The sequence below is a fragment of the Bacillus sp. PS217 genome (assembly GCF_037963535.1).
GTDB classification, from domain to species: Bacteria; Bacillota; Bacilli; order Bacillales; family Bacillaceae; genus Bacillus; species Bacillus subtilis.
Genome location: NZ_CP150157.1, coordinates 316,069 through 328,283, shown reverse-complemented (window position 1 = coordinate 328,283; position 12,215 = coordinate 316,069). Strand labels below are relative to the sequence as shown.

Sequence of the window (12,215 nt, the reverse complement as noted above, 5' to 3'; positions counted from 1 at the left end):
TCCTCATTGATCGTCTCCATTATAGGAAATCATTGTTAAACGACTGTGAAGAAGTGTGAACTGATTGTAAGCGCTGAACATTAAAAACAGGTCTTCCCTCACAAGCCTGCTGCTGAAACATGCCGAAAGCTGGCTGAATGACGCGTTTTCTGCATATCCTGTCGTTTGCAAGCCGCCCATTCGGCCTATTTTTCTTCACATGATCTTAAAAAAACAAAAACACCGAGCCATTTCGCAGAATGACTCAGTGCTCTTTATCAGTTATTTCGAAAACAATCTGCTGAAAAAGCCCTTCTTTTTCGGCTTTTCAGCAGGAGGCTCTTGTTCTCTTACAATCCCTTTTTCCTTCGCTTCTTTCAGCCAAAATGGAAATTCAGCAAGCAGAGCATCATAAAGCTCATCATCAGAAATGCGGTCAATCTCTTCGATATGCAGGAAGTTCGTGTTATCAATGACACGCCCTTCTAACGTATCCAGTTTATTGAGAAAATCAAAGTTTCCGTTTCCGATGCCGACAAACTGCCAGAACACCGGTTTATCAGAAGAAGCTTCAATTATCGGTTTGATTGACTTTTTACAGCCCCCGTCATTGATAAAAACAATGAAAGCAGGATACGAGCTCGGTTCCTCCGTAACATATTTGCGCAGCACGTCCTTCATGACTGGCGGCTCATCATTTCTGCCGAATTTATGCAAGCGGTCATTATTTAAAATTTCACGATCGACATAGCCCGAAAAATCCTTTTCTGAAACTGGCTTTAATCGGGAAAATTCATTATCATACACCCATACATCCAGCAAACCGTTATCATCAAACTGATCAGCCACTGCCAAAATCCGCTCCACCACATTTTGAACCGTCCCGTTTTTGTAGAGCGGTCTCATCGATCCCGTAATATCAAGAACCAGTCCAACACGAGCCGTCACCTTCGTTAACTGCTTTTTCTCCAGTACGATCTTTACACTTTTCTTTTGCAGGTCAATTGTTGCCATTCTGTCATCTCCGTCAGCTCTTTTTTCTTTGATTATCTCACAGGAATATTTTGCATTGCATCTTTTCAAAGAAAAACACCGTTCAATTTGAACGGTGTCCTGTCTCTAAAATGTGTTATATACATTTTCACACGTCTCCGCCGTCGGCTGATAAAAGCAGTGTGACTTAAATCTGGCCACAAACGGCTGGTTATACCACTGGGCTGGACAGTCCCCCTGCGGCCTGAAGTACCATAAACTAAATTTTGCAGGCCAGCGCCTTTCACCATTAATCGACCGGCGTGCAAGGGCACGCTCGCTATCCCGCGCTCTTTGATAAAAATATCCATGAGTCACAGCCTCAAACGCGTGTGGCTGATAAATCATCTGCCTGATGGTGCGGAGGCCTTTAAAATCTGAGCAATTCGCCCGCAGCCGATTAATTCCAACGTTGCCGACAAGCAGCATCCCCTGCTTGCCTTCACCTTCCGCTTCCGCTCTGAGCAGCCTTGCCATCAAATCGACATCCGCACTCGTTGCTCTCACGACCGCCATCACGTCACCTCCCCTTGATCTCTTTTCATCATATTTCATTACTTCAGAAGTGATGACGGAGGGACAGGAGAAGTTTTTAAATTTATTCATCTAAAAACAGCAAACATAATGGGCTGTTGGGCATCAAAGCAGCGTCCGGTGCAGTACAAGCTTCACATTTCCGCTGTCGAAGCGCCGCAGCCTCAATTCCTGATTCACATCATTGACCCCTCCCCAGCAGATTTGCACCCGTCTCCGAAAAGAAATAAGGTTTAACTTTTTACATTTGAGGAATTATACATAACAAATCAAATGACAAAAGGAGGAATTGTAATGACACATGTGAAAGCGCTCGCTATTAAAGGTATTATGACGATTATTGTGTTGTATCTGGTGCTTGGTCTGGGCTTTGGGTTCACGTTTGGTGATACGCTGCTAATGACGATTGTGTTAGGGGTTATTTCTTATTTACTGGGCGATCTTTATGTATTGCCGAAATGGAATAATATGATTGCAACTTTGGCTGATTTTGGTTTGGCCTTTCTCGTGATCTGGCTGATGGGCATGCCGCTTTCTATGGGGATGACTGGCGGTGAAGTTGCATTGGCGGCTTTATTCGGCGCGATTGTCATGGCAATCGGTGAATATTGCTTCCATTTCTATATGATGAGCAAAGAGATTGGCAAGAAGCATTATCTTGAAACAAGAACAGACTCATAATGGAAAGGCCGATGCTGACAGCATCGGCCTTTTATACATATTGGGCGCCTTTGTTTACGCATCCTGCTTGTCCGCATTCCTGATCGCCATGTAGGAAAAGAACAATCCGAATGCCGCTAACGATAACGGGATATACACAACAGATGAAATCGAGAAGCCCGGACTTGTTGAGCTGATGAGCATCACAATTACTACAGATGAAATGATGGTCGCCGGAACCGAGTGTCTACGCATCCCAAAAAAGATGGGAACTAAACTGGTTCCAGCGGCGCCAAAAGCGAAAACCGCCATTTTGACCGCCTGTTGAGAAATGATCTTGGAAGTAAGCTCTCCCGGTATGAAATGGTAGATCGAGTTCAGCCAAAAGAAACCGGCGGCTATGAGTATATTTGAAAGTAAAATCGTGATAAACGTCAGTCCGCCCGCGATCATGAGCTTAGCGGTGAGCAGCTTTTTACGGCTGATCGGGTACGTGAACATCACAAGAATGGTTTTGTTTTTATATTCCGAAATCACCAATTTTACGATCAGCACAGCGCCAAATACGATAAATACCGCTCTGACGAAGGTGCCGATGATGAGGAATGCTTCATCCGTACTTTGGAACGAAACCCCGCCATCGGCTTTTTCGGAATAACTGATCAGCCACATAAAACCCATAATGATCACGTTGGCAATAAGGGCACCTCTGATATACCAGCCCATTTTCATTTTTCTTAATTCGATTCTGATCAGATTCATCAACGTGTCTCTCCTCCTTTACGCACTGATGCTATTGCCGTTGATCAATTTGATAAAATAATCCTCCAGCGACGTATACTTTTTGTTCATTGATTCAATGTCTACATCATTTAAAATCAATGCTTTGGATATGGCAGCCTGAGAGGCTTCAGCCTCGTAAATTCGAATCGTTTTCTCATTTAATATTTTAAAGTTGGTTAATTGCAGCTCTTTCTCCAGCACAAAGCATGCCCTTGTCTGATTCGATGTAACAAGCTCGATGTATTCAGTGTTCTGGCCCCTGACATCCTCCATTGATACCTCTTCAAGCAGCCTGCCGTCCCGAATGACGCCGATCGTGTCCGCAATTTGTTCGATTTCACCCAGCAGGTGGCTTGAGATCAGCAGCGTCATACCGTACTCTTTGCTCAGCACTTGAAACAAATGCCTGATCTTTTTAATGCCGAGAGGGTCAAGACCATTCACCGGCTCATCCAGAATAAGCAGGTCCGGCTTCGTGAGGATGGCACGCGCAATTCCAAGGCGCTGCTTCATCCCGAGGGAAAAGGTTTTGACGGGTTTTTTGTCGATTTGTTTTAAATTCACCATATCCAGCACTTCTTGTATGGCTTTTTTATTGTGATATCCCATATATTCACAATGCAGATCTAAATTTTCTTCAGCTGTCAGGTTTTCATAAAAAATCGGATATTCAATCATGCTGCCGATGTTCCCCAGAACCTCATATGACGTGTGGGTGAACTTGTTCCCAAGAATGATGATTTCACCGCTTGTCGGTTTGACAAGGCTCGTCAGCATTTTCATAATGGTTGTTTTCCCCGCGCCGTTCGGGCCGAGAAAGCCATAGATTTCACCTTTTTTAATATGCATGCTGACATTGGATACGACCTCTTTGCCCTGATATGTTTTGGTCAGCCCGTTTGTTTGTACGATATAAGTCAACTTTGTTTCTCCTTCCCTCTCTTTTCCTGTTTTCTATTGTAGCGGCGAGCCCTGTCATTTTTATTTCTCAAACCTTAAGAAATTCTTACGATTAATATGTCATGCGTTTCAAGGTGATCGTAAATGCAGTCCGTTCGTACGGCTTGCTTTGGACGGATATGGTGCCTCCCATTTTTTCTGTAAGCCTTTTTGTGATGGTTAAACCCAGTCCGCTTCCTTGAAATGCTTTATTTCTGGATTCTTCAAGTGTGTACAGCCTCTCAAACACCCGCTGCTGATCGGTTTCACTAATCCCTTTTCCGCGATCCCATACGGTGATGGCGATGTTCCTCTCATCATAAGACAGCGTCAGCCCGATTAACTTGCCGGCCGCGCCATATTGAATCGCATTGGACAATAGGTTTTGCAGGATTCTGTCCAGAGCCTCTTCATTCGCCTGCGCATACACCGGCGTATCCGGGATATCGATGGCTGCTTGAAAGCCTTTTGACTGAACAGTGTCATAATAGTGCAGGATATTTCGTTTGCATATGTCGTTCATATGTACTTTGGTAATCGGGATCTCTTTATCTTCAGATTCTAATTTCGCTAAATCAAAAAAGGAGTTGATCATCTGAATAAGTTCATTTGTTTTCTGGCGGAGCTTCCCCAACAATCTTTCCCGCTCTTCTTCCGGCATGTTCGGGTCACTTTGAATGGCTTCGATATAACCGAGAATGACCGTTAACGGCGTTTTCAGGTCGTGCGACATATTGGTCAGCATCCGCTTCATGGATTGCTCTGTTTTGGCAAATTGGGCGCTGATCTGCTGACGATTCTCAACGATAAGATTGATATTAACAAGCAAGCTTTTGAGCGCATGATCGTCTGTAGGAAGCAAAATTTGTCCTGCCGAATCCCGGCTGAGCATGTAGCTAAGCTGGTCAGCCGTGTAAGCCAGATTCCCGTCCCGCTTCTTTTTCATTATGAATTGAATCACATTCAGACACGCCAGAGCGATGACAGCGGCCACCCATAGCACTGTCATTCTAAAACTCTCCTAATTTATAACCGATGCCCCATAACGTTTTAATATATTGAGGGGAGGAGGGGTCATCCTCAATCTTTTCTCTGAGCCGCCGCATATGTACGTTAATGATGTTCTGATCATCAAAGTACTCTTCATTCCAAACGGAACGGTAGATTTGTTCTTTCGTAAACACTTTTTTAGGATTTGATGCAAATAAGCACAGCAGCTGCCATTCTGTTGACGTCAGCTGGAGCGGCTCTCCGTTTTTCAAAACGGAAACATTGTCTATATCTATCGCAAGCTGGTGAATCTGGATCACCTTCTTCACAGCCGGCTCCTCTGCCGAATATTGCGTTGCCCGCCGTATCGCGGCTTTTACTCTGGCTGTCAGCTCAATCATCGAAAACGGTTTGGCGATATAATCATCCGCCCCAAAGCCAAGTCCCAATGCCTTGTCCACATCTCCGTCTTTTGCCGAAATCATTAAGACCGGTATATTGCTTTTTTCCCGGATGATTTTCAGAAAATCCATGCCGTTCAGCTTCGGGAGCATGATATCAAGGAGGACCAAATCGTATGAATCCTGCTGAAACAGCCGGATGCCCTCTTCTCCGTCGAAAGCATGCACAATTCCAAAGCCTTCTTTTGTTAAATAATGATCCACCATTTCACTGATTGAGTGGTCGTCTTCTACAAGCAATATGCGCTGCATCTTCTCACCTAACCTTTACAAAATCAAAAAACACACACGTAATTACACTTATTGTAATTGAAAAACGTGTGTGTTTTATAAAAATTATTCTTTTTTTCCTATTTTCAGCTTCCTGTATTCCATGCCCGTAATGACAAAGAATACGGCAGCGCATCCAATGACTTGAATGAGCCCGAGTCGTTCACCGAGAAATAAAGCTCCATAGAAAATCGTCAGGATAGGCCCTGGCATTGAAATGGCGGCGGCTCGCTGTGCCCCGATTCGTTTTATGTCCTCAAGCATTAGCACAAATGGAATCACTGTGGTAACGACTGCAATTACCGCGAACAAACCATACATAGAAAGCGGATATGCTGCCATTGGCGTATTCATGCCAGCCGCCGATTTTATCCCTGTGTAAAGCATCATGGCAGCTCCAGCAGCTGTCATCCCGTATGCATTGAGACGGATCCCCCCGATTTGATGGACGAGATGCCCGGAAAGGACAAGATAACCAGCATAGACGGCCGAAGATAACAAAATGAATACAGCTCCAATCATATTCGCCTGGAAAAGCTCAGCATTCCAGCCGCCCAGCGCCAAGAAAAGCCCAAACATGACCGCCAGAACTGCGAAAAGGTCCTGAATTGAGGACATTTTCCGGTCACGACACGCGGTGAATCCAAACACAAACAACGGATAGCTCATCAGCAATATACGTTCAACCATTGCGGATACATGGTTCAGCCCGATAAAATCAAGCAAGGGAGACAGAAAAAAACAAAACACTCCCGCGCCACAAGCCTTCCATAGGTCTCCTTTTTTCTTACCGTCTGGCATTGGAGGACGGTATATTAAAAAAATCAGCCAAAACAGCGGAACAGCCAGCAGCTGCCTGTATAGCAGCACGGCATCTGGCTCAGCACCCATTTGGTATGCCCATTTTATCCAAATCGATTTAGACGCAAAACAAACTGTTCCGATCAGCAAAAAAATCGTACCTGCTGCGGCCTCACGAATCTTACTCTGCTCTTCTGCTCTCATCTCAGCTCAGCTTTTCTCCTTTACTTATTCAAATGCTTTTGGATAAAATCCAGAAGCGTATATCCTTGAGCAGTCAGAATAACACCTTTTCCGCTGCAGGCCGGGCAAGGTGTTCCTTCGATTTCTCCCGCTCTTTCACATTTAGGACATGCGACCTCAAGATCATCAGTTGCAATGACCATTTGATATCCTCCTTTCTAACTCATCTGCTATGCCACCACCAGCCATCGTCCATTGGCCGTCACCTCCTTTAAGAAACACAAAAACCCCCGTCCTATGCAAAGGACGAGGGTCTCGTGGTACCACCTTTATTAACAGCTATACAGCCGTTCACTCTAAGTACAGAAAACCTATGTTTCGATACTCCTCTCTTGGTAACGGGGAGAGAAACCCGGCATCGCCTACTATCCGTTCAGCAAAGCAATTCAGAAGCCCATTCGGCATCAGGGGAGGATCGGTTCACACCTGCCACCGACTCTCTGAACCTCCATTCTGATGCGTACTTGCTCTTCCTCACGATTGTTAATCCGTTCTATTATTTGTAGAGTTTATAATACTCGGTTCATGAAACGAAGTCAATTCTTAATCCGATGTTACACCAAGTGCTTCCAGCGCCATATTGATGTGTTCCTCCTGCTGTGTTTGCAGAGCTAGCTTGGCGATTTCCACCGGATACGCCGCCTGCATCTCTGAAATGTGTTCCTGCATTTTTGCCCATATTCGGCCGCCTGCTTGATCATAGTATTCAAGCAAACGGGCAGTTTCTTTTTCTCCGAAAATGGTTTGATAAAGAACAAAATCCTTGGCTGGGTCAGCAACCTTCGCTTCTGTCCAATCCAGAAGTCCTGTGACACGTCCATTTTGATCGATAAGGATATGCGGCGGGTGGAGATCGCCGTGTATCAAAGAAGAGAAACCCGGCCAGTATGCATCATCATCTATCCACTTTTGCCATCTTTCCCAAAGCGTCGTAGATACGCCAAGCTTATTCTTCACATCAACCATAGAGTCTGCTGTCATTTGCCTGAAATCTTCTGGCCTTATCACTTCTATTCCGGATTGCCCAGCAGATATTTGATCCGTGCCATGTAATTCAGCCAGTATGCCAGCAAGTGTGCGGACAAAGTCGTCTGACGGCGGCTGATGATCCATATTCCATACATATTGCTTTTGTTCCAAGTCAATTCCAGCAGCCGGCGTTCCTTTTAACATTGGGTAAGCGATCAATTCCGGTGTATGAATTCTCCAATCCGGCACATCAGCAGTCAGATTCGCGCGGAGAAAGGCAAGCGTTATGCCTTCTGCAGATGCTCTTTCCACAACATCACTTCGCCGCGGTTTTCGCAGCACCCATGGCATACCTGTGTCGTCCTTGGCAAATACAACTTGAAAGTCCATTCCGGTTTCATTCAATTGCGCGTTCTCAGAATGAACCGTCAAACCTTGGCTGCGTGCAAGCCCGACAATCTCCGTGATCATCTGTTTTTCGGTAAGGTTTGTCATCCCATTTCCCCTTTCTCATGCTCCGCCCTGAAGGAGAGAGAGGGGATGTTTGGAGGCAGAAAAAAGAAGGCAGGCATCGCCACCCTCTTTTTTAATAACCATATAAGGGCTCATACATAGGCGGATTCATCCCGATTCTCCCGCATTCAGGCGAGAGTTGCTCACTATTGAATTCGTGTCACTCGGAATCTAATGAATGCCATGCTGTAACCCCTCCGTTTCCTATACGTTAATTGTATTTTACATCATATTCCATCTAATCGCTATAAAAAAATGAATCAAGTCACTGGAGCAGGATTAAACAAGCACAAATCATTATGAAGGCCCCAACGGTCTGCCCACGTTTGTTTTCGGCCGCTTGCCACATCCAAAATCGTTCTGAAGATTTCCCAGCCTACGTCTTCGATACTGGCCTCTCCTGTCGCGATTTGGCCGGCATTGATATCGATTAAATCAGCCCAATGCTCTGATAAGGAATGCCGCGTCGATACTTTCAGCACCGGCGCAGCAGCCAGGCCGTATGGTGTTCCCCTTCCTGTCGTAAACACCTGCAGATTCATGCCCGCAGCCAGCTGCAGGGTGCCGCACACAAAATCGCTTGCCGGTGTCGCCGCGAACAGCAGGCCTTTTTGCTCTGCTCTTTCACCAGGGCCGAGCACGCCGGAGATGGGGCTTGTGCCTGATTTCGCTACCGAGCCTAACGCTTTTTCCACCACATTGGATAATCCGCCTTTTTTATTGCCTGGTGACGGGTTTGCGCTTCGGTCTGCGTCTCCCCGCCGAAGATAGCTGTCATACCACTTCATCTCTTTGATCAGTGATTGTCCGACCTCTTCACTGACAGCCCGCGGCGTTAATAAATGAATGGCATCCCGCACCTCTGTCACTTCAGAAAACAAAACCGTTGCACCTGCGCGAACCAATAAATCAGCCGCATACCCCACGGCAGGGTTCGCCGTCACGCCGGAAAACGCATCACTGCCGCCGCATTGCAGGCCGATAACCAGATCCGAAACAGGGCATGACACCCGGGTTCTGCTGTTCAGCCTGATTAACCGTTCCTCCGCCATTTCCAAAATGGATTGGATCATCGCCGCAAAACCTCGGTGATCCTGGAGCGATAGAATGTCATCATCATTTTCGGAGGCAATTCTTTCCGGGAGGAGCTTTTCACATCCCAATCCGATTACCATTACTTCTCCGCCGAAGTTCGGATGCTTCGCAAGATTTTGAATCGTGCGGATCGGAATGACAGCGTCGGGCGCATTGATCGCCACGCCGCATCCGTATTGATGATGCAGCGGCACAACGTCATCGACATTTGGGTATTTCGGCAACAGCTCTTCTTTTATTCGTTTGACTGCATAATCCAAAACGCCAACAACACATTGAACACTTGTCGTGATGCCGAGGATATTTTTTGTCCCCGCACTGCCATCCGCATTCCGGTATCCTTCAAACGTGTAGCCTTCAAGAGGCGGGCGCGGCTGCGGCACCCTGTTTGCGAGAGGAAGATCGTCTAACGCCGGAGGAGCGGGCATTCTCACGAGGGCTTCCCGTATCCAGCTCCCGCGTTTGATCGTCTCATCAGCAAATCCGATCACCTCTCCGTAACGCACGATCTCGTCCCCTTGATTAAGATCGGTGAGGGCCACCTTATGGCCTTGAGGAACATCCTCTTCAAGTACGAGCCCGCATGAGAAAACAGTGCCCTTTGGCAGTCCTCCATCATTTACAATAATCGCGGTGTTATCTATTTCATGCACTTTGATGTAAAGGGGCGCTTGGTTCTTCCTGAGGTTCATCGCCATATGAAAATCACTCCTCATAACTTAGTAAGCGTTTTCTAAATTGGTTTTAAAAAAACCGCAGCTCTTACGTTTCAACTGCGGTTGCTCACCATTATTTATCATCCATTCCTTTTAGAATTTTGTCACGGACAAATTTCAGATGTTCATACATGTGGTAATGTGCTTTGTACGGATCTCTTTTGGCAAGGGCGTCGTAGATTTTTTTGTGATATTCGACCGTTACATCTCTCTCCCTGTACGGAATTTGGCTGTCAATTTTCGCATGGGTGATCAGCAGGGACTGAATCATCCCTTCAACGACGGGGTTATTGGCGCTTAACGCAATAATTCGATGGAACTCTTTATCCGCTTCACCATAATGATTGTCAGTGCTGTTGGCAATATCGTCGATCGTCTTCTGCAAACGCTGAAGCTCTTCCTCATTGATTTTTTCCGCGGCAATTGTCACGAGTCCGAGTTCTAGCGCCATCCGCGCTTCAATGATAGCCGGAAGATTATCAGTGGCCAAAGCAAGCATGACGGAAAATGGCTGCATGCCGATTTTATCGTTGAAATATGTGCCCCCTCGTGTTTTTCTCGTAATGACGCCCAGCGTTTCAAGTGAACTGAGTGCTTCCCGTAGCACCGGCCTGCTGACATGCAAAATGTCCATCAGTTCCATTTCTGTCGGCAATTTGTCTCCGGCCCTCAACTGTCCGCTCGATAATAAATGGACAATCCGTTCGATGACCTGCTTGGCTAATGTTTTCCGATTGACTGTATCGACTTTCAAATCTTCTAAACCTTCGTACACGAACAACTCTCCCTTCAGTTGTTCAATTGTAAGACAAAATAGCGGATATGACAATATTTACAATCAAACTTATCGCACAAGACATGGACGCTTCCGGTCAAATTCCCAGTTGCTGATCAGGAACTGCATTGGGATCGCGTCATTCCGTGCGCCTAAATTCATTTTCCAATAGATCTCATGCGCTTTTTCCACTTGTTCCATATCAATATCGACGCCTAGTCCAGGCTTATCCGGCACCTTGACACAGCCAGAAGAAATCTCAAAAGGCTGTTTCGTTAATCGCTGCCCGTCCTGCCAGATCCAATGGGTATCAATCGCCGTGATCCGCCCCGGAGCCGCTGCTGCCACATGGGTAAACATCGCAAGGGAAATATCAAAGTGGTTGTTGGAGTGCGAGCCCCATGTCAAACCCCAATCATGGCACATTTGCGCAACCCGCACCGACCCTTGCATCGTCCAAAAATGCGGATCAGCCAGCGGTATATCGACCGCATGGAGCTGAATCGCGTGACCCATTTCCCGCCAGTCAGTCGCAATCATATTTGTCGCAGTCGGAAGCCCTGTCGCGCGGCGGAATTCAGCCATTACTTCACGAGCGGAGTAGCCATTCTCATCCCCGCACGGATCTTCCGCATATGCGAGCACATCTTGCTTTCCTTTGCATAATGCAATAGCTTCCTCTAATGACCATGCCCCGTTCGGATCAAGAGTGATCCTTGCCTCTGGAAAACGTTTCGATAATGCGGTAACAGCTTCGATTTCCTCTTCTCCCCGCAGCACCCCGCCTTTCAGCTTGAAATCCTGAAAGCCATAACGCTCCTGTGCGGATTCGGCAAGACGCACAATGGCCTCCGGCGTCAGCGCTTCCTCATGGCGCAGACGGAACCACGCACAATCTGACTGCTCATCGCTTTGATACGGCAAGGTCGTCCGCTTTCGGTCGCCGATGTAAAAGAGGTAACCGAGCATTTTTACTTCATCACGCTGCTTCCCTTCGCCCAGCAAAGCCGCGACCGGTTCCTGAAGAAACTTTCCAAGCAAATCTAACAAAGCCGCTTCCAGTGCGGTGACGGCGTGCACAGTGGTGCGCAAATCAAACGTCTGGTTTCCTCGCCCTCCCCTGTCCTGATCGCCAAACTGCTTTCTGACCGTTTGCAATATCGCTTGGTACGCACCGATAGATTTTCCGACAACAAGCGGCTCTGACAGCTCCAGTGTGCGGCGAATATGCTCTCCGCCAGGCACCTCGCCGACTCCCTGATTTCCGCTGCTGTCCGTTAAGATTACGATATTCCGGGTAAAAAACGGGCTGTGTGCTCCGCTTAGATTCAGCAGCATGCTGTCATGTCCCGCAACAGGAATCACCTTCATTTCAGAAATTGATGGAATATTCGATCTTTTCTCTTTTTGAACCTGCTCTTGTATCGGTGAACTCATGCATTTTCCTCCCTTTAT

At 46.8% G+C, this 12,215-nt stretch carries 15 protein-coding genes and 1 other annotated feature; of the genes, 2 read left to right on the top strand and 13 right to left on the bottom strand.

Features of this window, described 5'->3' with window-relative positions; all coding sequences use genetic code 11:
* Nucleotides 1-3: 3 nt before the first annotated feature.
* The 3 genes from NSQ83_RS01890 to cwlJ form a co-directional block, all read right to left on the bottom strand.
* Nucleotides 4-180 carry a hypothetical protein gene (locus NSQ83_RS01890; RefSeq protein ID WP_003246278.1) on the bottom strand — a complete coding sequence of 59 codons (177 nt, stop codon included), beginning with the start codon at nt 178-180 and terminating at the stop codon, nt 4-6.
* A gap of 81 nt (nt 181-261) precedes the next feature.
* Nucleotides 262-993 carry a VWA domain-containing protein gene (locus NSQ83_RS01885; RefSeq protein WP_003246379.1) on the bottom strand — a complete coding sequence of 244 codons (732 nt, stop codon included), beginning with the start codon at nt 991-993 and terminating at the stop codon, nt 262-264.
* Nucleotides 994-1,098: 105 nt separating this feature from the next.
* Nucleotides 1,099-1,527 carry a cell wall hydrolase CwlJ gene (gene cwlJ / locus NSQ83_RS01880; protein ID WP_003246500.1) on the bottom strand — a complete coding sequence of 143 codons (429 nt, stop codon included), beginning with the start codon at nt 1,525-1,527 and terminating at the stop codon, nt 1,099-1,101.
* Nucleotides 1,528-1,839: 312 nt separating this feature from the next.
* Between cwlJ and NSQ83_RS01875 the strand changes: the two genes are divergently transcribed.
* Together NSQ83_RS01875 and NSQ83_RS01870 are read left to right on the top strand one after the other, a co-directional pair.
* Nucleotides 1,840-2,226, top strand: a complete 387-nt coding sequence (locus tag NSQ83_RS01875) for a YndM family protein (RefSeq protein WP_003246313.1) — start codon at nt 1,840-1,842, stop codon at nt 2,224-2,226.
* A complete protein-coding gene (locus NSQ83_RS01870; RefSeq protein WP_124073449.1) occupies nt 2,186-2,320 on the top strand; it encodes a hypothetical protein in 135 nt (44 codons plus the stop codon). The genes NSQ83_RS01875 and NSQ83_RS01870 overlap by 41 nt, the downstream gene beginning before the upstream one ends.
* Here the strand turns inward: NSQ83_RS01870 and NSQ83_RS01865 are convergent.
* The 10 genes from NSQ83_RS01865 to gudD form a co-directional block, all read right to left on the bottom strand.
* Complete coding sequence (locus tag NSQ83_RS01865) at nt 2,281-2,967, bottom strand: ABC transporter permease (RefSeq protein ID WP_082359962.1); 687 nt, start codon at nt 2,965-2,967, stop codon at nt 2,281-2,283. The genes NSQ83_RS01870 and NSQ83_RS01865 overlap by 40 nt on opposite strands.
* An 18-nt stretch (nt 2,968-2,985) precedes the next feature.
* Nucleotides 2,986-3,909, bottom strand: coding sequence for an ABC transporter ATP-binding protein (locus tag NSQ83_RS01860; protein WP_128992367.1), 924 nt, complete (start codon nt 3,907-3,909; stop codon nt 2,986-2,988).
* 91 nt (nt 3,910-4,000) lie between these two features.
* Nucleotides 4,001-4,936, bottom strand: coding sequence for a two-component system sensor histidine kinase YcbM (gene ycbM, locus NSQ83_RS01855; RefSeq protein WP_198879035.1), 936 nt, complete (start codon nt 4,934-4,936; stop codon nt 4,001-4,003).
* Between the two features lies 1 nt (nt 4,937).
* Nucleotides 4,938-5,618 carry a two-component system response regulator YcbL gene (gene ycbL / locus NSQ83_RS01850; RefSeq protein WP_198879045.1) on the bottom strand — a complete coding sequence of 227 codons (681 nt, stop codon included), beginning with the start codon at nt 5,616-5,618 and terminating at the stop codon, nt 4,938-4,940.
* 96 nt (nt 5,619-5,714) lie between these two features.
* Nucleotides 5,715-6,653 carry a DMT family transporter gene (locus NSQ83_RS01845; RefSeq protein WP_198879034.1) on the bottom strand — a complete coding sequence of 313 codons (939 nt, stop codon included), beginning with the start codon at nt 6,651-6,653 and terminating at the stop codon, nt 5,715-5,717.
* Nucleotides 6,654-6,673: 20 nt separating this feature from the next.
* The gene (gene rtpA, locus NSQ83_RS01840; protein ID WP_003234807.1) at nt 6,674-6,835 is read right to left on the bottom strand and encodes an anti-TRAP regulator; all 162 of its coding nucleotides are present in this window, start codon (nt 6,833-6,835) and stop codon (nt 6,674-6,676) included.
* Between the two features lie 96 nt (nt 6,836-6,931).
* Nucleotides 6,932-7,179: a binding site (T-box leader), on the bottom strand.
* A gap of 56 nt (nt 7,180-7,235) precedes the next feature.
* Complete coding sequence (gene mphK / locus NSQ83_RS01835; RefSeq protein WP_046664301.1) at nt 7,236-8,156, bottom strand: macrolide 2'-phosphotransferase MphK; 921 nt, start codon at nt 8,154-8,156, stop codon at nt 7,236-7,238.
* 278 nt (nt 8,157-8,434) lie between these two features.
* Nucleotides 8,435-9,967, bottom strand: coding sequence for a galactarate dehydratase (garD, locus tag NSQ83_RS01830; RefSeq protein ID WP_046664302.1), 1,533 nt, complete (start codon nt 9,965-9,967; stop codon nt 8,435-8,437).
* Nucleotides 9,968-10,058: 91 nt separating this feature from the next.
* Nucleotides 10,059-10,760 (bottom strand): FadR/GntR family transcriptional regulator, encoded by a 702-nt coding sequence (locus NSQ83_RS01825; RefSeq protein ID WP_046664303.1) that lies wholly within the window; start codon nt 10,758-10,760, stop codon nt 10,059-10,061.
* Between the two features lie 69 nt (nt 10,761-10,829).
* Nucleotides 10,830-12,197, bottom strand: coding sequence for a glucarate dehydratase (gudD, locus tag NSQ83_RS01820; protein ID WP_109962837.1), 1,368 nt, complete (start codon nt 12,195-12,197; stop codon nt 10,830-10,832).
* Between the last annotated feature and the right edge of the window lie 18 nt (nt 12,198-12,215).